The 22,170-nt window shown below is 38.1% G+C and carries 19 protein-coding genes; 5 read left to right on the top strand and 14 right to left on the bottom strand.

Annotation, left to right across the window (positions count from 1 at the left end; genetic code table 11):
- Positions 1-10: 10 nt before the first annotated feature.
- Genes C9J36_RS04505 through C9J36_RS04490 form a run of 4 tightly spaced genes read right to left on the bottom strand, consistent with a single transcriptional unit; the run spans position 11 to position 5,384 of the window.
- Entirely contained in the window at positions 11-1,411 is a 1,401-nt protein-coding gene (locus C9J36_RS04505) for an aspartate ammonia-lyase (protein ID WP_107942348.1), read from the bottom strand.
- Between the two features lie 34 nt (positions 1,412-1,445).
- Positions 1,446-2,558 carry a Zn-dependent alcohol dehydrogenase gene (locus C9J36_RS04500; RefSeq protein WP_107942347.1) on the bottom strand — a complete coding sequence of 371 codons (1,113 nt, stop codon included), beginning with the start codon at positions 2,556-2,558 and terminating at the stop codon, positions 1,446-1,448.
- Between the two features lie 25 nt (positions 2,559-2,583).
- A complete protein-coding gene (locus tag C9J36_RS04495; RefSeq protein ID WP_107942346.1) occupies positions 2,584-4,092 on the bottom strand; it encodes an aldehyde dehydrogenase family protein in 1,509 nt (502 codons plus the stop codon).
- Positions 4,089-5,384, bottom strand: a complete 1,296-nt coding sequence (locus tag C9J36_RS04490) for a lyase family protein (protein ID WP_107942345.1) — start codon at positions 5,382-5,384, stop codon at positions 4,089-4,091. Before C9J36_RS04490 ends, C9J36_RS04495 begins: the two co-directional genes overlap by 4 nt.
- Before the next feature lie 394 nt (positions 5,385-5,778).
- On the opposite strand from C9J36_RS04490, the gene C9J36_RS04485 reads away from it, so the two are divergent.
- A complete protein-coding gene (locus C9J36_RS04485; protein WP_107942344.1) occupies positions 5,779-6,582 on the top strand; it encodes an IclR family transcriptional regulator in 804 nt (267 codons plus the stop codon).
- Between the two features lie 573 nt (positions 6,583-7,155).
- The gene (locus C9J36_RS04480) at positions 7,156-8,493 is read left to right on the top strand and encodes an MFS transporter (RefSeq protein WP_066171158.1); all 1,338 of its coding nucleotides are present in this window, start codon (positions 7,156-7,158) and stop codon (positions 8,491-8,493) included.
- Positions 8,494-8,719: 226 nt separating this feature from the next.
- Here the strand turns inward: C9J36_RS04480 and C9J36_RS04475 are convergent, their stop codons facing one another.
- From C9J36_RS04475 to C9J36_RS04430, 10 genes are all read right to left on the bottom strand, one after another.
- Positions 8,720-9,412: a gamma-glutamyl-gamma-aminobutyrate hydrolase family protein gene (locus C9J36_RS04475; protein ID WP_107942343.1), complete on the bottom strand. Its 693-nt coding sequence runs from the start codon at positions 9,410-9,412 to the stop codon at positions 8,720-8,722.
- A gap of 64 nt (positions 9,413-9,476) precedes the next feature.
- Positions 9,477-10,232 (bottom strand): prepilin peptidase, encoded by a 756-nt coding sequence (locus C9J36_RS04470; RefSeq protein WP_107942342.1) that lies wholly within the window; start codon positions 10,230-10,232, stop codon positions 9,477-9,479.
- Between the two features lie 169 nt (positions 10,233-10,401).
- Positions 10,402-11,088, bottom strand: a complete 687-nt coding sequence (locus C9J36_RS04465) for a potassium transporter (RefSeq protein WP_107942341.1) — start codon at positions 11,086-11,088, stop codon at positions 10,402-10,404.
- Positions 11,088-11,687 carry a hypothetical protein gene (locus C9J36_RS04460; protein ID WP_107942340.1) on the bottom strand — a complete coding sequence of 200 codons (600 nt, stop codon included), beginning with the start codon at positions 11,685-11,687 and terminating at the stop codon, positions 11,088-11,090. Before C9J36_RS04460 ends, C9J36_RS04465 begins: the two co-directional genes overlap by 1 nt.
- Positions 11,684-12,661 carry a type IV pilus biogenesis protein PilM gene (gene pilM / locus C9J36_RS04455; protein ID WP_107942339.1) on the bottom strand — a complete coding sequence of 326 codons (978 nt, stop codon included), beginning with the start codon at positions 12,659-12,661 and terminating at the stop codon, positions 11,684-11,686. The genes C9J36_RS04460 and pilM overlap by 4 nt, the downstream gene beginning before the upstream one ends.
- A 441-nt stretch (positions 12,662-13,102) precedes the next feature.
- A complete protein-coding gene (locus C9J36_RS04450; RefSeq protein WP_107943078.1) occupies positions 13,103-13,564 on the bottom strand; it encodes a type II secretion system protein in 462 nt (153 codons plus the stop codon).
- 100 nt (positions 13,565-13,664) lie between these two features.
- Complete coding sequence (locus C9J36_RS04445; protein ID WP_107942338.1) at positions 13,665-14,870, bottom strand: type II secretion system F family protein; 1,206 nt, start codon at positions 14,868-14,870, stop codon at positions 13,665-13,667.
- A complete protein-coding gene (locus tag C9J36_RS04440) occupies positions 14,867-15,910 on the bottom strand; it encodes a type IV pilus twitching motility protein PilT (protein ID WP_107942337.1) in 1,044 nt (347 codons plus the stop codon). Before C9J36_RS04440 ends, C9J36_RS04445 begins: the two co-directional genes overlap by 4 nt.
- A gap of 12 nt (positions 15,911-15,922) precedes the next feature.
- Positions 15,923-17,593 carry a GspE/PulE family protein gene (locus C9J36_RS04435; protein ID WP_107942336.1) on the bottom strand — a complete coding sequence of 557 codons (1,671 nt, stop codon included), beginning with the start codon at positions 17,591-17,593 and terminating at the stop codon, positions 15,923-15,925.
- Positions 17,594-17,611: 18 nt separating this feature from the next.
- Entirely contained in the window at positions 17,612-18,934 is a 1,323-nt protein-coding gene (locus C9J36_RS04430; protein WP_153061588.1) for a VanW family protein, read from the bottom strand.
- A 552-nt stretch (positions 18,935-19,486) separates the two neighbouring features.
- Here C9J36_RS04430 and C9J36_RS04425 point away from each other — a divergent pair.
- Genes C9J36_RS04425 through C9J36_RS04415 form a run of 3 tightly spaced genes read left to right on the top strand, consistent with a single transcriptional unit; the run spans position 19,487 to position 22,075 of the window.
- Positions 19,487-19,957: a type IV pilus modification PilV family protein gene (locus tag C9J36_RS04425; RefSeq protein ID WP_107942334.1), complete on the top strand. Its 471-nt coding sequence runs from the start codon at positions 19,487-19,489 to the stop codon at positions 19,955-19,957.
- Between the two features lies 1 nt (position 19,958).
- Complete coding sequence (locus tag C9J36_RS04420) at positions 19,959-20,411, top strand: prepilin-type N-terminal cleavage/methylation domain-containing protein (RefSeq protein WP_107942333.1); 453 nt, start codon at positions 19,959-19,961, stop codon at positions 20,409-20,411.
- Entirely contained in the window at positions 20,408-22,075 is a 1,668-nt protein-coding gene (locus C9J36_RS04415) for a pilus assembly PilX N-terminal domain-containing protein (RefSeq protein WP_107942332.1), read from the top strand. The genes C9J36_RS04420 and C9J36_RS04415 overlap by 4 nt, the downstream gene beginning before the upstream one ends.
- The last annotated feature ends 95 nt before the right edge of the window (positions 22,076-22,170 follow it).

Here is a 22,170-nt window from a genome sequence, read left to right as displayed (position 1 = left end):
ATTTTGCCACCTATAGAGATGGAAGACTTCTGCTTAAAGAGGTTAAATGGATTGGATCGAGTAATTTTTCAGCTTCGTCCACACTTAATAAACCTTTTTCAACAACAATCTGTTTTACCGTTGTTTTTTTGCTTTGCGCTTCCGCTACTATTTCATTAGCAATTTCGTAACTAAATTGTTTTGAAATTGCGACCGATAGAGCGTAGGTGCTTTCCGCGCGAAGCTGATTAATTTCTTTTTTCACTTGAACTCCTGCTACACACTTCTCTCGAAACACTGGAATGCTTGCTAGTAACAATGAAAATTGCTCAAACAGATTTTTCATAATAATGGCTTCCCAAATATTCAATTCAAGCTCGCCTCTATCTGCCGCAAATGTAATTGCCTGATCTTTGCCATAAATATCAAAGCAAACTTGCATCATCATTTCAGGAATACATGGATTGATTTTTCCAGGCATAATAGATGAACCCGATTGAACTGCTGGAAGCTCAATTTCACCTAATCCCGCTATTGGTCCCGAAGAGAGTATTCTAAAATCACTTGCCATTTTGGAAAGTCCTGTACATAACCCCTTTAAGCAGCTAGAAATTCTAACATACTCGTCCGCGTGCTGTAGACCATCAAAATAATTTTCTACTTTTCGCACTGTCAGCCCTGTTACATCATATAAATTTCGATACATCCCCTCGACATAGTCTGTCGAAGCACCTAAGCCCGTACCTACTGCTGTTGCCCCAATAACAAGCTGTAAGCAACCTTCCTGTAACCTCTTCAACTCATTTATTTGTCTGGCAATAAATGAACGGTATGCGCTAAATTGCTGACCAAATGTAATCGGCAATGCGTCTTGTAAACATGTTCTGGAAACTTTAACGAGCAGTTGAAATTCATCTTCCTTGTGCTGAAGGGTTTTCTCAAACTGCGTTAAACAGTTAATTAAATCCTGCATATAAAAAAAGCATGCTAGCTTCATCGCACTTGGTAGCACATCATTTGTAGATTGAGACATATTGACATGTTCATTTGGATGCACATGCGTATAGCCCTTATTTCCTGTTATAATTTCATTAGCGCGATTGGCGAGCACTTCGTTGACATTCATATTAATTGAAAGACCCCCGCCACCTTGATAAATATCTACTGGAAATTGATTTTTAAACTTTCCATCAATCATTTCATCCGCCGCAGTAATAATCGCATCTTTAAGAGAAGCAGCGAGCTCTCCAACTTCGAAATTGGAAAGCGCCGCTGCTTTTTTAATGTATGCTAATGATTTCATTAAATAAGGATAACCTTCGATTGTTTTTCCTGAAATAGGAAAATTAATTATTGACCGCATCGTTTGAATACCGTAATATACATCAGAGCTAAGCTTCATTCCACCTAGGAAATCTTTTTCTATTCTCATCTCGTATCCCGTTCCTTCGTTTCATTAGTCACTGTTATTCAAATTCAATTACTGCACGACCTACGTTGATACAGCAAGCATCATGGAATGAATCGAATGCCTTATTAATATCCTCCAATTTAATACGTTCTAATATGAGCTGATCCAACTTGAATTTGCCGTCTAAATAAAGCTGTGCAATCATTGGGAAATCACGGAACGGCTGTGTATCGCCATAGAAGCTCCCTTTTAAAACCTTCCCAACACGGTGGAATCCGCCAGCTGGTAAGCTTAATTTTTGCTCTGGGTTAAATGCACCAACAACAACGATTGTGCCACCTTTACGTGTAATTTCCCAAGCGCTTTCCGTACAAATTGTATGACCTGAGCAATCAATTGCATAATGTACACCTACGCCGTTTGTAATCTCTTTAATAATTTCCTTTAAATCTTCCGTTCTAGAGTTTACTGTATGTGTTGCACCGAATTTCTTCGCGATTTCTAGGTTTGCATCCTTAACATCAATTGCAATGATTTTCGCTGCACCGGCAATTGCTGCACCTTGAATTGCGTTTACACCTACACCGCCGATACCGAAAATAGCTACTGTTGAACCAGGCTTTACACCTGCCGCATTTACTGCAGCACCGTAACCTGTTGCCACCCCACAGCCAATTAACGACGCTTGTGCTAATGGCATTTCATCTGGAATTTTTACACATGACATTTCAGGAACAACCGCATATTCAGCAAATGTTGATAGCAATGAATTATGGTATACTCTATCGCCATCAATGCTGAGGCGAGATGTACCGTCTAATAAAGTACCATCAAACATTGGACCGAAAGCTGATTCACATAAATGAACTTTACCTGTCACGCAAAATTCACAAGTACCACAATATGGAACCCAGCTCAATGCTACTTTATCGCCCACTTTAACATTCGTTACGTTTGAGCCTACTTTTACAACAATGCCTGCACCTTCATGCCCTAAAATTGTTGGTGTTGGCGTCGTTTTATCGCCTAATGCATTTAAGTCACTGTGGCATACGCCTGTAGCAGCAATTTTGACAAGCACCTCGTTATGTCTTGGCTCTGCTAATTCCACATTTAAAATTGATAGTGGTTTGTTGATTTCTGTCATTACAGCAGCTTTCATTTTCATAAATAATTCCCCTTATTTTATCAGATTAATAAGCAAACCAAATTGCTCGTTGTTTTGTAAACGCAGCTAAAGAATGGATGGCGTATTCTCTACCCCAGCCACTTTGCTTCACCCCACCGAATGGGCTTGCAAAATCGTAGCAGCCATAACGATTCACAAAGACCATACCTGCATCTAATTGATTTGCTACGCGATGAGCACGTGACGTATCTCCCGTCCATAAACCAGCAGCTAAGCCGTAAATTGTATCGTTAGCCATTTCGATAACCTCTTCCTCTGTTTCGAATGGAATGACACAAAGCACTGGACCAAAAATTTCTTCCTGCGCAATTTTCATATCATTTGTCACATCAGCAAAAATAGTTGGTTTTACAAAATAGCCGTTAGCATTTGTACCTGTTACATCGCGCTCACCGCCTGCAACGATACGTGCTCCTTGCTCCTTACCGCTTTTAATGTAAGCTAAAATTGATTCCATATGCTCTTTTGATACTTGTGCTCCTTGGTCGCTTTCCGGGTCAAATGGGTCTCCACATTTGTAGTTTTCTGCCATCTCAGCGATTTTCTTCACCACTATATCGTAAATTGATTTTTGAACGAATAAACGGGTTGGAGATGAGCATTTTTCTGCCTTATGTGTGAATAAACCAATAAACGAACGGTCGATTGCAGCATCTAAATCCTTTACATCATCAAAAATAATATTTGGCGATTTACCACCAAGCTCTAGCGTTACTGGCTTTAAATTGCTATCTGCAGAATCACGCACTAATTGCTTTCCAATTTTTGTGCTTCCAGTAAACGACAGCTTATCAATCCCCATATGCTTGCTAATATAAGCCCCTACTTCTCCATTACCTAGAACTAAATTAATAACACCCTTTGGTAATAAGCCTGATTCATCAATAATTTCAAATAGACGAATAGCTGAAAAAGATGTTTTATCAGCAGGCTTTAAAATAACTGTGTTACCAGTTGCCAATGCTGGAGCCATTTTTAGTACAGCCATTTGTAATGGGAAATTAAATGGCACTATTTGCCCGCAAACGCCAATTGGATCACGCGTCGTTACACTTAAAAAATTGCCATCAACAGGGTTGTTTTCCCCGTAATACTTGTCTGTCCAACCGGAATAATATTCAAATAAATCATGCGCTTCTTGTACATCATCGTTGTATGCCTCTGTATAAAGCTTGCCGTTATCGAGTGCCTCTAAAGTAGCAAGTTCAGCATGATGCTTTGCAATTAAGTCAGCAATTTTACGCAGTACGCGACCACGCTCTTTATTGCTCATATTTTTCCAAGTCACATTTTTCAAGCCTGCTTTTGCTGCTACTACGGCCTCATCAACATCTTCTTTACTAGCGCAGAAAAATTGCCCTAATACTCTTCCATTGGCTGGGTTAATTGATTCAATTGTTTTTTCACTGCTTACCCATTTTCCATTGATGTAGCTTTTTTTCGTTTCCTCAAGCCATTTTTCAGCCCACTGTAATTGCGGTTGTTGAATACCCTCGAAAATTTTTTGTGTCATCTATTTTCATCCTCCTTAATAGCTGCTTGCCCTTTCAGCAATCGCATCGTTTCACTATAGCCAAATTTTTCTTTCAAGTCGCAAATTTGAGGTATACGTGAATTCGCAAGCTCCTTACATCTATCTTCATTTGCCATTATTCCTTGGAAGCAAAGCTCAGTAAAACTACGAACACAGTTGACCATCATATATATCCCATCTAATAGATGAATCCCTGCAAAGTTTTCGAATACGTTTAAATCTAAATCACCATGCTCAAATGTAACTTGAATAATTCGCTCTATACCTATTATTTCCGCGCAGCATTGGATGACGGTTTCAGGGATAACAGGATTAACCTTCCCCGGGAAAAACGATGAGCCTGCTTGAATAGCTGGTAATGATATTTCTGAAAAGCCAGCCTCGGGACCAGAAGATAGCAATCGTAAATCCTTTGCGATTTTTAATAAAGCACTCGCAAATAAACTAAATTGCTTCGAAACCTCTACTAAATCATCAATATTTTGAGCTGCATCAAATAAATTCTCTCTTCTTTTAACAGGTAGATTGGTCACTTCCTGTAATTTCTGCATAATAATCCGCCTGTAGAGCTCATTTGCCCCCTCACCTTTTCCGATAACAGTGCCACCTAGATTGACTGTTAATAGCTCGTCGACTGCATGACATAGCTTTATATGCCTTCTTTTTATTACCGCTTCAAAGCCGCTAAACTTTTCGCCTAATTGCATACGTGATGCATCTTGTAAGCAAGTACGTGAAATCGTTGCAACAGGCATGAATTCATTCGTCTTTTGGTTCATTACAGCTATCAGCTCGACAATTTCACCATGCAATTGCTGATATGCCTCGTAAATCGCTAAACGAATTGCGGTATGACACACATCGGCTGTCGATTGTGATGCATTAACATGGTCAATTGGGTGAACCGCTGAATAAACGCCTTTTTCCTTATTGCATAAATTTGCAATGACCTCATTGACGTTCATATTAATCCCTATTCCGCCCCCACCGTGATACACATCGACGACGAAATGCTCTAAATATTTTCCCTGCAATAATTCGTTACAGGCTCCCAAGATTTTTTCCTTCACTATTTCAGAAATTGTCTTAGCATCAAAATTGGCTAGCGCCGCTGCTTTTTTCACATGCGCTAAGCTTGTAATATACTCTTTGTACTCTTTTAGTACATTTTTAGAAAAGGATAAATTCTCCTTTGTTCGAACAGTTTGTATTCCGTACAAAGCGGCATCAGGAATCTCAACTGTTCCAAAACTGTCCTTCTCTACTCGCATAAGCGTTCGCCTCCTTTTCATAACAATTGATGACCTCTACACCACCAAAAGTTCATATAGCGAACACTTTATTCACATAAAGAACTTTAAAGCAAGTATATATTTCTGTTTTTTGAAAGTCAATATTAAATTTTCTGATTTTTTAACTTCTTTCAGCAGAAGTCTCCCACTTCTATAGGTGGTGAGATGAATGCAGACGTTAAACCAGTTTCAGAGGGTGTCCAAACACCCTCTGGAAGAAGTTAAAGCCTCTGGCGGATGTCACAGATTTTGAAGGGGGGGTTTTCAAGCAAGCTTGAAAAAATCTGGACCAATTACGCCGAGGCGTAATTGATATTGACTCTACTCTTTTCAATTGCTAGATGTTTTAAATTGAAATAGGTATAATAAAGTTATGAATACAAATACTTTATCGACAAACAAAAATAGTAGGGATGGTTCAACTGTTCAAGCAGTTGACCGAGCATTGATGCTATTAAAGCTTATAGGAGAAAGTAAGAGTCCAATATCTTTAAAGGACTTAGTAGCGAGCTGCGGATTAAATCGAACAACTGTATGGCGCTTGATTGGAAGCTTAGAAAATGAGGGCTTAGTTGAAAAAGACCCTATGACAAATGGCTATCGTCTTGGCTTTTTATTTTACCGACTAGCGATGCAAAATAATCCGTATAATTCATTAATTCATCGAGCAAAAAACACTTTAGAAGCATTGCGAGATGCCATTGATGAAACAGTGATTTTAAGCGTCCCTAAAATGGATGGGATATACACAATCAATCAGCTCGACCCATCACAAAGCGTTCGACTAGTGGACTACACAAATACAATCACCCCGCTCCATCATTGCACGTCAAACGGCAAAGTACTGCTGAGTACATTTTCAGAAAATGAGTTAGAACAATATTTAAGTAAGGAGTTAATTGCAAAAACCACGCATACCATTACAGACAAAGCGCAGCTGATAGAACAAATTAATTGGACACGCCATAACAAAGTAGGTCTTTCAATTGGTGAATATGGTGAAAATGAAAATGCCATGTCTGCTCCAATATTCGACACGCATCAAAACTTAGTAGCATTTATTACGATTGGAGGCCCTGGCTTTAGATTAACGAAGGAGGATTTATTGAATTTAAAGGGGACTTTACTTCAAGCGGCAAAGGAAATAGAGCAAAATTTAACTTCTTTCGGCAAATGATTTTTGTGCCGATAGCAAGGCAAAAGGTATATGGACAGTAGTCCCCCACCTTTATTGGTGGCAAAATGGATGCGTTTATTAAACTGAGTGATTAACATTATGTTAATCTAAAAGCTTTGACTGCCCAGAAAGATTAACTTTCTGGGTGTTTTTTTATTTTTCTGAATATTCCTCATTTAGAGAACGTTTTCAAAAAACAATTGACAATGACGTGAACATCAAATATATTTTAAATATTCGCATTATGAATTATTTGTTCACAATAAGAACGAAATTAATATCTTTCCTCTACGTTTAAATCAATTTCACCCCGGTGTAATGGCATTCAGATTTTTTCAAGCTTGCTTAGTGCAAGTTAACTTAAGCCGTCACGTCCTGTGACAACGGTTAACTGACCTACATTATGCAGGCCTCTTTTCAAAATCTGTGACATTCGTCGGAGGCTAACTTCTTTCTGTAGGTGTCAGTTTAATACTAGTATTCATCTCATCACCTATAGAGATGAAAGACCTTTGCTGAAAAAGGTTAAACATTACAGACAAAATGACAAAAGAGATGGGGGATTACCGTTCTATGGGTACGACAACTATAAACAACACAAAGCAGATTAAGCTCGATGATGTACCATTAAATAAATTTCATATTAAAATTGCAGGATTAACTTTTGGTGCTCACTTTACAGATGGATACATTTTAGGGATTGTTGGATTTGCACTTACACTTTTAGCACCTCAAATGGAGTTATCTTCTTTTTGGATTGGCTTAATTGGTAGTTCAGCTTTATTCGGCCTTTTTTTAGGGAGTCTTATTTTAGGCTGGATTTCTGACCATATCGGAAGACAAAAAATATTTGTGCTTAGCTTTATTTTAATTACAGTTGCATCGGTCTTACAATTTTTCGCTGAAACTCCAACAGAATTAGTAATTTACCGCATTTTAATCGGTATTGGCCTAGGCGGTGATTACAGTGTAGGACATACATTATTAGCTGAAATTTCACCACGTAAATATCGCGGTCCTTTATTAGGTTCGTTTAGTGTTATTTGGACATTCGGTTACGTAGCAGCAAATATTGTCGGTATTTATGCGACAAGCGCTTCTCCAGATGCTTGGAAATGGATGCTTGCTTCTTCTGCTATTCCAGCATTAATTATTTTATTTGCCCGTATGGGTACACCAGAATCTCCGAGATGGCTAGCAAGTAAGGGGCGACATGAAGAGGCTTTACAAATTGTTCAAAAGCATTTTGGTCCAAACGTTATTTTAGATGACCAAACAGAGCATGTCGGAGAGAAAAAAGGTTTTATGGCATTATTTCATAAAGATATGATAAAACGTACATTATTTAATAGTATTTTTTGGGTATGTTTAGTAATGCCTTACTTTGCTATTTATACATTCTTACCAATTATTTTAGATGAAATTGGCTTGCAGCAAGGCTTTGGCGTTGACTTATTATTAAATGGTTTACTAATTATTGGTGCATTATTAGGTATTTGGTTCACAATTAAATTTACTAGACGTGGATTCTTAATTTCTTCGTTCGTTGTACTAATTATTGCACTTGGCTTATTAAGTATTTTACCGAGTAATTTAACTGTTTTAATGATTATCGCCTTCTCTATATTTACTTTAATTTTATCAGCGGTAAGTAATTTAGTAGGGGTATTCCCTGCGGAAAGCTTCCCTACGGATATTCGCTCTTCTGGGGTAGGCTTTGCTACTTCTATTAGTCGACTTGGCTCAGCAGCAAGTACTTTCTTACTTCCAATGAGCATGGCAAATATAGGTGTACAAAATACAATGCTTTGCTTAACGGTTATTTTAGTTATCGGTCTAGTTGTTTCTGTAGCGTGGGCTCCTGAAACAAAAACTTTATCATTAACTGAGGCTGGTAATACTGACGAATAATTGAATTAAACGATAAATAGGGGCTGTTCGAAAAGTATATATTTTTTCGACAGCCCCTTACTTCTATATTAAATCTTCTCTAAATATGCTTATACCTGACACTCCGCTTTCGGCAAAAAACATTTACTTCTGCGGTAGCCACAATAAATTGTCACTATCCTCATCACAAAACGAGCCGTCTCAAAATGATTTTTCAGACGACCCATTTGATGATTTATAAATTCTATTATTTACATGCTTCAATGAAGGCTTTAAAAAGTTTAATGGAGTGCGCATCTCCAGATGGAGCCATTGCCTCTGGATGCCATTGTACACCGATGCAAAATGGGTGCTCACTATGTTCGACTGCCTCATTGACACCATCCAGTGCCGTACCAGCAGCTACTAACCCCTCACCTAGTTGGTCGATTGCTTGATGATGGAAGGAGTTTGTTCGAATTTGTTCTGCCCCAAAAATTCCACGCAATTGCTCACCCTGAATTTTGACGGTGTGTGTTGCCTCATCTCTTATAGAAGTTTGCACATGGGCAATGGGCTGCTCCCATTGTGATGGAATATCTTGAATCAACGTACCACCAAATGCCACATTCAATACTTGATGTCCACGACAAATCGCAAGTATTGGCATTTTTCTAGTTAAGGCACTTTGTAAAATCGCTAAATCACTATTATCTCGCTTCGTATGGAACATACCTAGCTTTTCATGTGGCTCCTGTGCGTATAAGTAAGGATTCACATCATGTCCTCCAATTAATAGCAAGCCATCTACTTTATTTAATACTGCCTCTACATCCTGTGCGGCAAGATGTGGGATGCATAAAGGTATTCCCCCAGCTAGCTCTACCGATTGTATGTATGTTTCATTAATTTCGAGCTTCTTATCTCCTGTATGCATTGTCAGTGCAATAATTGGCTTCATAAATATTCCCTCCACTTCTAAGTAATTAGTATTATATTATGCTAATTATTTATTGTTAGCAACGCTAGAGGAATAAATTTATATACCAATCCATCATGCTATCACCAAAAAAGTAGACGATAATAGCTGCCAATGCAATAGATGGCCCAAATGGAATGGGGGTTTTGCGACCTTTATTTTGTCTTTTAAGAATGACAAGACCGACAATCATGCCGATAACTGCTGCTAAAAATAATGTTAATAATGTATTAACTGTACCAAGAACAAGCCCTATAACGAAAAATAGCTTTATATCGCCCCCGCCCATGCCTCCTTTGGAAACAACTGCAATGAGTAGCAAAACTCCAAAGCCAATTGCTGCACCGAGCAAGCTATCCCACCAAGGCTCTAAAGGTGATAGAACTCGTCCTAATACTAATAAAGGTAAAAAGAACAATAATATTTTGTTTGGTATTAGCATATAAGCGGTATCTGACACTGTAATAATAATGAGTAACGAAATAAAAAGCCAAGCAACAATAAGCTCTAACGAAAGCCCAAGCTGCCAATAGGACAAGGCAAAAAAGAGCCCTGTTAGAAGCTCCATAATCATATATATTGGGGAAATGCGCACTTTACATGTACGACATTTCCCGCGCAATAAAATATAGGAAAGTACTGGTACTAAATCTAGAGCAGTTAATGAGCGGCGACAATTTGTACAATGAGAGCCTGGATAAACAATGGATTCATTTTTGGGAATACGTAAGCCTACAACATTATAAAAAGAGCCGAGTATAAGCCCTAGTAAAAAAGAAAATATGGTATATGTGATTGTCATTATTTACTCACCTACATAACCAATTACGCCTTGGTATAATTGGTCCAGATTTTTTCGAGCTTGCTCGAAAACTCCTCCTCAAAATCTGTGACATCCGCCGGAGGCTTTATTTTGATACAGCAAGAGTACAACCGCTCGCTGTATCAAAAACAATGAAGCATTCATCAAATTATTTATAGTGGTAGGAGTTTTCTGCTGAATCATAATAGAATGTTGTTGCTTGTATTGTAGCAGAAACTGTTTTAGGTGTACCATCTTCTACTAAATCCGCTTCTCCGGGAACCTGTAAATCAATTTGATCAACCCGAATAACACGCTGCAAGGACTCTAATTCTTTCAAAAATATAGTCAAATCCGCTTCATTCTTCGATTCTAATTCAATATTAAATGTGACCATTTGCAGCTCTGGTGGCAATGTTTCCTTAGCAATTGAAGAGGTTGGTAACTCCTCAGTCGCTTGTTCTTCTGTTGCTGAGTCAGCTTCTGTATCAATTGGGTCCTGTAGCTCAGACTCACTTACTAAAGCATCATAATTATTAAATTGCATTCCTGTAATTTTAGATGTGGATAGCAATTCAATTTCTTCCATATTTAATAATAAATTCACAATATCTTTATGCGCTGGTACTTTCTTTTGCAGTGCAAAAAGATTTTCTGGAGCTTTTCTCTCTTCATTTTGCTTCAGCGCAATTTGCGATTGTAAGCTTATAATTTCCTGCTGAAGACTAGATACAGAGCTGTTCAAACGCTCTGCCTCCTGCTTTTTTGGTAAAACAAAATAATAATAGCTTGCGAACAAAATCAGTGCGATAAGCGCTGTCAACAAAATTGGGGCTGAATTTTTATTGCTAAACATTACTGAACACCCCCGTTAGCTAAATATATTTTATCAATATATAGCTCGATTTGAACAGAGTAGCGAGATACGCTGCCAAAATCCACTTCATTTTCATTAATCGTATCATTAGCACCACTTGGATTCACTTCGAAATCTGTAACCGTACCTAGCTGAACATCATTAAAATATTCGCTTTGTTCTAGTAGTGCCACATATTTTGAAATGTCTGTAAATGTTTCAAAATCAGCTCTAACAGTTACTTTTTCCTCACCAAACATGTAGTTACGTAAATAGCTGTTCGGTATCAGTAATGCACGCACCTCATCAACTAAAGGCGATACAGGGTAAGATACTTTTTCAACAAATATAACCGCCTGTTCTATAGAGCCAGTATTCGCATTTAACAGTGCATTATAGTCATTTTGAAGCTGGTCTCTTTGCGCTTGCAGTGCTTGCTGCTCGTTCGTAAGCTTTGTAACTTCTGCCTGTGTCGCAAAAGACTGCCATACAATTAAACTCAATAGAAGCAACGTAGCGATTGCTAAAATGCTATAAAAAATTTTAAAATTTGATTCGGTTCTACTAACGTGAGGTAACAGATTTATATCTGGTATCATGTCTGTACCTCCTTCAAAGCAAGTCCCATAAGCGCCGTATATTTGCCTTTCATATTCGGATAATGTTGCTGAATCGCTTTATCATCAACTATTTTAAGCGCTATCGGCAAGCTTTCAGCAATTAGCTCACTGATAACAGGAAGCCATGGATTATCGCCCATAACTATAATTTCATCAATCATTTTTTCACCTTTATGCAGAGAGAACCTAAAGAAATTCATAATTCGGTCAAGCTCCATTACACGGTCGATAAGGAGCATTCGATAGTCCTCTTCCTCCCCAGTATAGGAGAACGTCACTTCATTTTGACTATCAACTACCCCATGCCATTTTGTCAAATCTGTGTCGATTGTTTGGAAGCGTAAAAAATCAACATGTCCATTCGAATAAATACAAACCGTTAATTCGTTAATCAACCAATTCGTAATCATATATGTTTTATTATTTTGTAATTGCTCCATTTTTTCTAGTAATCTCAAATGACATAGTGCCCGAATATCGATAGCCTCTGGCGTGAGTGGTGCATCTAACAATAAATTAACAAGCTTCGTCACTTCCTCTGAAGGCGCTGCAAACAATGTCGCCTGCCCGTCCCCTTCAATCGGGTCATAAACATCAATTAATGGCTCATGAAACGGCAAATGCACTGTACGCCCTAGCTCCATTTGTACATAAGGCTTCAGCTTGCTCCCAGCCACATCGTCCGGATGCTCGAATGTCTTTAATAAAACAGATGTATCCGGCACAAATGTGCGTACAAGCTGCTTCTTCCCACCAAACAATGCTAGATTCTCTTTAATAATTTTGTAGAGCGCTACCTCATCTACGATAACGCCCTCCTGAACAATTCCTTGTGCAAGCAAAATATCATATGTTTCCCATTGCGTTACCTGCTCACCTTTTTTTACGAGCACACGCAATATGTAATCATTTAGTTCCATTGCTACATGTGACTTCTTTTTAAATTTGAACATATGGTGCAGCTCCTTTTTGTGCGTTCTATGCTAAGATGACAAGCGTGTTGATTAGCCTTTATTTTATAGAGAATGCCTAGCAATTCGTTGATTTCCGTTACGGGGAACGCTTTCCTCGGGGTGTGGCTTCAACTAATTTATTTCGGCATTCGCCGAAATAAATGGATTTTCAGCTCGAGGCCAACACGAAGTTGGTCATGGAGGCGTTGCCGCAGGACGCGGCGATTTTAGCCTCCCTACCTCTGATCCCGATGGAATCACCCCTTCACTACAATCAACGAGTGTATGGCTAGTAGAAAAGCATTTCCCCCTATAGGGCACGATAATTAATATATTATTTACATAATCAACAGACTTGCTCTAATGATTCAATTTCAATAAATGCAACAATTAATCCTTCAATGGAACATCCAATATAAAAATTGGATGCTCGATGAAAGATTATGGGTTACCAACGGTAGTAACTGTTTTATCATCATGCTCATTAATTTCTTTTATAGTTGCTCCAGAGAATGTAATATCATTATTACCATCATAATCTATTGTTCCAGTTGTTAATTCATGTGCAGAGCCTACACCAGTAGAACCCCCTTTAGCTACTGTAGAAGTCGTTCCACTAATTTCTTCAGCAATTTTCCCTTCGTTATCTAAAAAGCCATTATCCTTCAATTCTTTTACAGTTACTGAATCTGCATTTGGATTATCTGTAAAATAAATATTGGCAGCATTTATTACATTAATAGCATCTGATTTTACAGCTTTGTATCTACTATTATCAATAATATTCCCAATCGCCGGAACAGCAATTGCAGCAACAATCGCTAAAATCACAATTACTGCTAATAGCTCAATTAGTGTTAAACCTTTCTCGTTTTTAATACGTTTTTTTAGTGTTTGAAACATATTATTTCCTCCTTGTTTTTCAATGTATTGGGTAGTGTTTTGCTTTTGCTCGGACGTTTGTTGCACCTTAGTTCACCTCCTTGCAAAACGTCCATTGCCTTTACATTTGTTCGTAAAGGCTAAACATTGGCATAAAGATGGCTGCCACTATAATGCCTACCGCGGCGGCTAAAAAAACAATCATTAATGGTTCAATCAATGATTTTAATGTGTCGACTGAACGGTCAACCTCTTCCTCGTAAAAGTCGGCAATTTTCTCAAGCATAAAGTCAAGTGAGCCTGTCGTTTCACCGATTTGCGTCATACTCGTGACCATCGGTGGGAAAATCCAGCTTTGCTCAAGCGGCTCTGATAGTGTACTTCCACGCTCGAGGCTAGCTCTTGCATCAAGCATCACTTTTCCGACGACGGGGTTACCACTTACCTTTTCAGAAATCGTTAATGCTTGTAAAATTGGCACTGCTGCGCTGAAAAGTGATGCCAGTGTACGCATTAAACGCGCGATAGCTGTTTTTTGAAGCAATGGCCCGAAAAGTGGCATTTTCAGTAGCATGTAATGAACATTGAAATGAAATTGCTTATTATTTTTGAATAAATAAGCGAATACAGCAATAGCTACAATGACGACAAGTAAAACAAGCCACCAAAACTTTTGGAGCCATGCACTAAAGGCGACAGTAATCACTGTAATTGTCGGTAGCTCTGCCCCCATATCTTCAAAGGATGTAACAAAGCTTGGGACAATAACAATAAGTAGAAATGCGACAACGACGATAATTAAAACAGTTAAAACGGCTGGATAAGCTAACGTCGATTGCACTTTTTTCTTCAAATTGTATTGCTTTTCAAACATATTAGCTAAGCGTTCAAGCGTGCTATCAATATTCCCTGTTGCTTCCCCAGAGCGCATCATATTGATAAATAGCTCTGGAAATACTTTCGGATGCTTGCTCACAGCCCCTGAGAAGGCGATACCTGAGCGCACATCATCCTCCACTTGCTCTAGCGCTCTTTTTAACGGCTTTGAAGTGGATTGACGAGCCAAAATATTTGTTGCCTCTACAATTGAAACACCTGCGCGTATTAATGTCGCAAATTGCCTACAGTAAATAACAAAATCTTGATTTTTTACTTTAGTACCAATATTAATCTCCATATGCATGATACTTGAAGATTCGCTAATTTCACGTGGATTAATGCCACGCTCACGAAGTTTGGCAATGGCTGCATTTTGATTTGCCGCCTCAATTGTGCCCTTTTTCGTGACACCTGCTGAAGTGCGACCTGTATACTTAAAAACCGTCAAATGTATTCACCTACATTCATAAATGGACGCGCATCCTCCAACGCAATTTGCCCAGCGGACACAAGCCCTTGGATTGACGTTTCCAGCGTATGCATGCCAAGTGCTCGATTCGTTTGCATCACACTTGGAATTTGATGAATTTTCTCATTGCGAATTAAATTTGTCACAGCGGGAATTGCAACAAGTATTTCCGTTGCTGCCACACGCCCCTTTTTACCTTTGCGCACAAATAGGCGTTGGGAAATAATACCTTGCAAAACATTAGCTAGCTGAATGCGTATTTGTCCCTGCTGATGCGGTGGAAATACGTCAATAATGCGGTCAATCGTCGTTGGAGCACTTGATGTATGCAATGTACCAAAAACGAGATGCCCAGTTTCTGCCGCTGTAATAGCAGTCGAAATCGTTTCTAAGTCACGCATCTCCCCGACTAAAATAATATCAGGGTCTTGACGTAATGATGCACGCAAGCCGTTTGCAAAGCTTTCCGTATCCACACCGACTTCGCGTTGATTGACGACTGATTTTTTATGTGTATGCAAATACTCAATCGGGTCTTCAAGCGTAATAATATGCTTCGCTTTGTTCGTATTAATATAGTCAATCATTGCTGCTAAAGTTGTTGATTTCCCGGAGCCTGTAGGACCTGTTACTAAAATCAAACCTTGAGGCTTGTCCGCCAAATCGAACAGTACACTCGGCATATTTAAAGAGTCGATTGTTGGGATTTCACTTGAAATTAAACGAGCTGCAACAGCACTTGTATTGCGTTGATGATATGCATTCACACGAAATCGGCAGAGGCTTTCTAACGAATAATTAAAATCCGTTTCCCCCTTATCCTTATATTCCTGCGCCTTATGGTTTGGAATTAGTTCCTGAACCATCGTATTTAATTGCTCATGTGTAATCATGTCATTACCGTAAGGAGCTAGCTTGCCGTCAATACGATACATTGGTGGAATACCGACAGTTAAATGTAAATCGGATGCCTTTTGCTCATAAGCATGCATTAATAATTCTCGAATTGAGTGTGTCATCGTCTCACTCCCCTACTCTACAGTTGCTACTCGTAGCACTTCCTCAGTTGTTGTTACACCTTCCAGCACCTTTAGTAAGCCGTCCTTCAGCAATGTGTTATAGCCCTTTTCCTTCATATAATTTGCTATGACACTTACATTTTGACTGTTTAAAATATGTTCCTTTAGTTGACGGTCTACTAAAAGTAGCTCATGAATCGCCATACGCCCCCTGTAGCCTGTATTGCTACAAGATGGGCAGCCGCGTCCACGTGCAACTGTTGCTACAGTTAAACCGTTTTCTGCAAAAATGGCTTTTTCACGCGCTGTTGCTTCAACCGTCTGCTTGCAATCACGACACACTCTGCGCACTAAACGCTGTGCCATCACACCAACTAATGAGGAAGAAATTAAAAACGGCTCAATCCCCATATCCTTCAAGCGTGAAATAGACTCAACTGCGCTATTTGTGTGCAATGTGCTAAGCACCAAGTGACCTGTTAAAGAAGCACGTACCGCAATTTGTGCTGTTTCAAAATCTCGTATTTCCCCAATCATCACGATATCGGGGTCTTGACGTAAAATCGAACGAAGACTTGTTGCAAAAGTGAGTCCTACTTCCTCTTTCACTTGCACTTGGTTAATACCTGCAAGCTGATATTCCACTGGGTCTTCCACTGTAATAATATTGACTGCCTCATCATTCAAATTAGAAAGAGCCGCATATAATGTGCTGGATTTTCCTGAACCTGTAGGACCAGTAATTAAAACAATACCATTTGGACGTTGTATCATTGAGCGGAAAAGCGCTTCGTTTTGCTCAGTAAAACCAATTTGGTCAATATCAGTTGGTGCATTGCTTAAATCAAGCAAACGCATCACGATTTTTTCACCGTAAATTCCCGGAAGCGTTGATAAACGAATATCAACGGGCTTAAAATTCACTTGAATTTTAATGCGACCATCCTGCGGTATACGGTTTTCTGTAATATTTAAGTTGCCCATGATTTTAATACGAGCAGTAATAATATTTTGCATATGCTTTGGTAAAGAGCGCTCTGTCCGTAATACGCCGTCTACACGATAGCGCACGCGAAATTCCGTTTCATGTGGGTCAAAATGAATATCTGAGGCGCGCTGTGCAACACCGTTAGCAATGATTTGGTTAACAAGACGTACGATAGGCGAATCATCATCTGTAATTTCCTGCTGCGCCTCCGCGCGTGTCGCTGCATCTCCTAAGTCAGATAATGCTGCTTCCATCGACTCCTGCAAATCATAATATTTTGTAATTGTGCGATACAAATCGTCTTTTGCGGCAATACTCACTTCAATTTGACAGCCTGTCGCCATGCGCACTTCTTCGATTGCAAAATAATCCATCGGGTCTGCCATCGCGATAAACAATTTATTTTTATCACGTCGAATTGGCATAATGCTCGCGCGCTTTGCTAATTCAGCAGGCACAAGCTTGATTAATTCCGGCTCTATAGCATACTGATTTAGATGAATATGCGGAATACCTAATTGAAATTCAAGCACTTCAATTAATTGCTGCTCTGTCAAAAAGTTTTCTTTAATAAGGAAGTCGCCAAGCTTCTCATCACGATTTTTCGTTTCGAGTGCATGATTCAATTGTTCATCTGTAATAACCCCTGCTTCGACAAGTAAATCTCCAAGACGTTTTCTAGCTGTTCCCTTCACGCTATACTCTTCCTCCCTCTAAGGCGTAACTAAATTGCCTCCTTTATCGTAATAGCTACCTGCTGGTAAATCCTTTTCATCCTGTGGCAATGTGGGGAGTTGCCCTATCCCATTATCATAGTCAGCTAAACCATCGCCATTCAAATCAAGCTTCGGCTTTTCTCTCAAAGATTGCCCCGGGCTCTGCTCTGAATAGTCCACCGAAGTTGATGTAGCTTCCGGCTGCTTTGTCGACTTTAAAATAACGCGATGTGCTGGTGCATAATAATCTTTACTAATAAGCTCCCCCTCTGGCTCATCCGCGCTATAGCGCATTACGGAAACACGCAAGCCTGCTCGTCCTTCCTCGATAAGCTGCTCCTGTCCTACAGGTAAATTTTTGGAATAGCGTGTAATAACACGTGGAGAAATTTCGTAATCTCTCGTTACTTGCACACCAACATTTTGACTATTTTTAGGACCGTAAGCCTCTGCTTTTAAATTGTCGCCTTCAAGCGTCATTTTTAACTCTATTGCATAATCCGTTGTATTTAAAAATTTCAAATCCTTTGAACCGTTACGTGTTATAGCCGCCTCTATGCCCGGTTCCAAATAGGAGGGTATGCTATTTTGGGATGCTCTTTCATAAATCTCACTATTCGTTTTTAACGCAATGCTATAAAGCATCGATGCAATGAAATTTAACGCTTCACCATTAGCACGGTCTTTCTCTTCTCCTAATGCTTCCACTAAAGAAAAGGGTTGTCCTGGTATAACCAGCTGCTCATTTATTGCTTGTACTAAATCAGATAGACCCGCCGCCGCTTCTGGAATTGGTTGAATTTCTAATGCGATACGCTCAATGTCATATGCGTTTAAATTTTTAACGTCCGCTTCTATTTCATGAGAGGCCAAATTAGTGGCCTGTGCCAATACCTTATGATAGGTAGAATCAGCTTCCCAAACTTTCACTTTTTCAATTTCTGCCATCAACGCTTCATTTACCGTAATTTGTAGCGGTAGCTGTACGATGCGCTTTGGCTTCCAAAATGAAAACCACGATTTTTTCGTCATTTGCTCGTATGTGACAATTGTGCTTTCAACATCAAAATGAATGGCTGCCGCATTGAAGCTAAGCGTTGTACCAGCACCCGACACGATAATCGGCTCACTCGTCCATTGATTGACCGCTTCCTGCACCTTTTCTCTAATATCATCCGTTTTCAAATCATCTACTACTATTCCACCGATTGTGGATTGTCCACTATTTGAATCAGCGTAGGATAAATTAGTAGGATAAATCATATAGATAAGAAGTACTACCGAAGTCACGAGAAGGCATACTTTTAAACTAATCCTCACACATAACACCTCACTTATTTTTCAAAGTCAATTTTCTCCTACCATCTATTGCCTTTAGAATACACTAGTAATAGCCCCTTTGTATATACTATTCGACCTATTTTCAATAAATTAAAATACTTTTCATGACTTTTACATTATTTTTTTCAAAAAAATAATATTAACACTTCACTTTTCTATTAAAAAGACGAAAATATACCTAATGAGGGTTCTTTTCGAATCATTCTTCTAACTTTTTCACATTACGTTTAACCTAATTTTAAGCTTTTTTTCATCATATATATAAATGAAATTAAAAGTTATTTATTTTCAAACGTTTTTTTTTGCTAAACTATAATATAGACTTATAGCATTAAAGATAATTTACAATTTACTTTTGAATACCTCTTTATTTTACTAGTTATTTTGATTCACTAAAAAATTATAATAATTATTTCCCAACATAACACCAAACATTAATAACTATGAAAATCAAAATTTATATCTTTTAAGCATATCTTTTTTACTACCACTAACTAAATGATGAAATCATTTTAAAAGGAGGAGAGCCTTTTGACAAAATACCTAAAAAATAACAACGGCATGTCTTTAATTGAAGTTGTTGCTGCTCTTTTAATAATAGGCATTGTGTTAATCTCCTTTTTTGCATTGCTTATTCAATCAAATAAAACGACTCATAAATCAAACGATATTATGGATGCTACCTATGTAGCACAAATAGAAATGGAGAAAATTTATAATGCCAGTCGTAGTGCTAGCTCCTATGAAAGCCTTGCAACAGGCTACATGTTAAGCGAAGAACCTGGAGCAACTATATCTTCTTTACCCGAGCTTGATGAAATATATGCCTATTCACCTCGTGAAGAAGGGAAATTTACTTATTATTTAACATTACAGACATTTGAGGAAGACTCCACTTATAAAAACGCTGTCTATGTTCACCTTGAAGTTGTTGAAAACAACACAAATAGTAAAGCAACAATGGAAAATGTTTATATACTAGGACTAGGAGGGAGAAACTAATATGCGTCTACTCCGAAATAGTAAAGGCTTTACATTGTTTGAGGTGTTAGCTGTCATTGTTATCCTTGCTATCGTGTCGATGCTAAGTATTAGCCTCGTTACCTCTGCTACAAAGCAGCAAATAGAGCAGGGCACACATAATCGTGATATTAAGGAGCTTTCTTATGCTTTAAAAATGATTACGAAGGATTTTAGAAGAAGTGAAGATTTTATAATAGATGATACGACAACACCCGAAACGATTTTGTATAAATTCACCTTATTAAACAATACGGAAATTGCAACTTATAAACTAGAAAATAATCAAATTATAAGAAGCTCGTCAATAGGTCAAGAGATAGTCGCACTCAACGTAGATAGTTTCGATATTAGTAGCACAGGCTCTATCATAATTAAAAGTGAGGATGGGCAAACTGCTACCGCCGAAATCACAATTAGGAGGGGGACAAAATGAATAAGCAACTAAATAATCAACGCGGCTCCGCCCTAGTAATTGCGCTATTTTTAATCGTTATCATTTCAATTTTAGGTGTCTCATTATTAAGTGTATCTTCGAATAGTCTAAAACAAGTGGACTACGAGCGCACAGACCAAGCTGTGTTTTATATTGCAGAGGCTGGTATTAATTTAGCAAAAGAAGAAGTTAAATTAAAATTAAGAACAATTGAAGATTTAGCAATCAATGATATTACTCTATGGATTGAAGCTGAAAATACTAGACGTAAAACTGAAAAATTACCGAAATTAACAAAGCAATTAGCTATGGATCAATACTTAATATATTTAAAAAATAGATTTGATGAGGCAGATTTTTCCGATATATCATTTACTATATCATCAGGAAAAGTTGCATTTATTGAATTACAACCTTCTAGTACAGAATTTAAGGTGAAAATCATTTCCACTGGCTCAATTAATGGTGCAAAAGAACGTATAGTTGATCAGGAAATTCGACTTAGACCCTCATTATATGCAAGTTTTGAGGATGGAGACGAAGATAAGGAAGAAACTAATAATCCACTTCCCCCTTCTCCTATTCCTGGTGGTTGGGAAAATCATACCGTTTTAACATCTGGTGATATTGTATTTAATAGTAGTGGAGAGATTCATGGAGATACTGCATTAAAAAATGGAAATATTATCTTTAACAATTATTCTGGAAAAATTCTTACTGAAAATGGTTCAGCAGCTGGAAATGTTAATATGGATAGTACAAAACAATCAATTATTCCTGTAAGCCAAGCCCAAACAAATGCATGGTTCTATCCCAAAAATATAGCACCACCTCTTGCCATTGATCCGAAAAGTTTTTTGTCATCTGCTTTTTTAGATGGTATAAGCGATAGAGCAACAGACCTATCTAAAATTACGCCATTACAGAAATATACAGTAGTAAAAAATAACAACAATATTGACCTAGTAGCTAACGGTATCTTATCCACACAGGATTCTCAACCATATGGATGGTTAAGAGATAATGTAACCTTTAAAATAACTGAGGATACCTACTTAAAAGCAATTAAAATTTATTCGAATCGGACTATTACTATTGATGTTGGTGATAATGATGTCAATTTATTAGTAGATGATTTTGATATGAACTACGGAACGATAAACGTAATAGGTAATGGTAAATTAAATTTATATGTAAAAAAATTTACTGCTCTTAATTCTACTACTGGCTTTAATGCCAATACTAAAAATCCTTCAAAAGTGGATTTTAATTATATAGGTACAGATAAATTTATTTTAAACGGTGCAACTCCGTTTTATGCTTCTTTAATCAATTACACAGCCGATATGTCTTTAGGCAGTGGCTCTAAAGTTTTTGGTAATATTATTTCCGGAGGTAGAAATATAACTTTTTCAGGTAGCACCCCGACAACCGGACAGCATGTAATAGCACCGAATGCTAATTTAATTATAGATGGAAGTGCTTCAATTAAAGGAACAGTGGTGGCTGACTCCATTAATTTCACTGGTAATGGCAGAATTTATAAAGGTTCAAATCTCCCTCCTCTTCCACCAGGCGTTGGTCCATCTGATGAATTCGAGGACTTACCTAATCCCGACGGAGAAAGATTACCTCTTGAGGAAGGCTCTATGACAGAAAACTAATACTACACAAGTTTATAAGGTAGAGCTAAATTCATTATATTGTAAAAACACAAGAAATTAATATTGAAATATTGATTTCTTGTGCTTTTTTATTT

Source organism: Metasolibacillus fluoroglycofenilyticus (assembly GCF_003049645.1).
Taxonomy (GTDB): Bacteria; Bacillota; Bacilli; order Bacillales_A; family Planococcaceae; genus Metasolibacillus; species Metasolibacillus fluoroglycofenilyticus.
Note: the sequence above shows the minus strand (reverse complement) of the source record. Positions and strands in the feature narration are given on the sequence as shown.

Excerpts from the sequence above, each read along its gene's own strand:
- C9J36_RS04505 (WP_107942348.1), bottom strand. The coding sequence starts at position 1,411 with ATGAGAATAGAAAAAGATTTCCTAGGTGGAATGAAGCTTAGCTCTGAT.
- C9J36_RS04500 (WP_107942347.1), bottom strand. The coding sequence starts at position 2,558 with ATGAAAATGAAAGCTGCTGTAATGACAGAAATCAACAAACCACTATCA.
- C9J36_RS04495 (WP_107942346.1), bottom strand. The coding sequence starts at position 4,092 with ATGACACAAAAAATTTTCGAGGGTATTCAACAACCGCAATTACAGTGG.
- C9J36_RS04490 (WP_107942345.1), bottom strand. The coding sequence starts at position 5,384 with ATGCGAGTAGAGAAGGACAGTTTTGGAACAGTTGAGATTCCTGATGCC.
- C9J36_RS04485 (WP_107942344.1), top strand. The coding sequence starts at position 5,779 with ATGAATACAAATACTTTATCGACAAACAAAAATAGTAGGGATGGTTCA.
- C9J36_RS04480 (WP_066171158.1), top strand. The coding sequence starts at position 7,156 with ATGGGTACGACAACTATAAACAACACAAAGCAGATTAAGCTCGATGAT.
- C9J36_RS04475 (WP_107942343.1), bottom strand. The coding sequence starts at position 9,412 with ATGAAGCCAATTATTGCACTGACAATGCATACAGGAGATAAGAAGCTC.
- C9J36_RS04470 (WP_107942342.1), bottom strand. The coding sequence starts at position 10,232 with ATGACAATCACATATACCATATTTTCTTTTTTACTAGGGCTTATACTC.
- C9J36_RS04465 (WP_107942341.1), bottom strand. The coding sequence starts at position 11,088 with ATGTTTAGCAATAAAAATTCAGCCCCAATTTTGTTGACAGCGCTTATC.
- C9J36_RS04460 (WP_107942340.1), bottom strand. The coding sequence starts at position 11,687 with ATGATACCAGATATAAATCTGTTACCTCACGTTAGTAGAACCGAATCA.
- pilM (WP_107942339.1), bottom strand. The coding sequence starts at position 12,661 with ATGTTCAAATTTAAAAAGAAGTCACATGTAGCAATGGAACTAAATGAT.
- C9J36_RS04450 (WP_107943078.1), bottom strand. The coding sequence starts at position 13,564 with ATGTTTCAAACACTAAAAAAACGTATTAAAAACGAGAAAGGTTTAACA.
- C9J36_RS04440 (WP_107942337.1), bottom strand. The coding sequence starts at position 15,910 with ATGACACACTCAATTCGAGAATTATTAATGCATGCTTATGAGCAAAAG.
- C9J36_RS04420 (WP_107942333.1), top strand. The coding sequence starts at position 19,959 with ATGCGTCTACTCCGAAATAGTAAAGGCTTTACATTGTTTGAGGTGTTA.
- C9J36_RS04415 (WP_107942332.1), top strand. The coding sequence starts at position 20,408 with ATGAATAAGCAACTAAATAATCAACGCGGCTCCGCCCTAGTAATTGCG.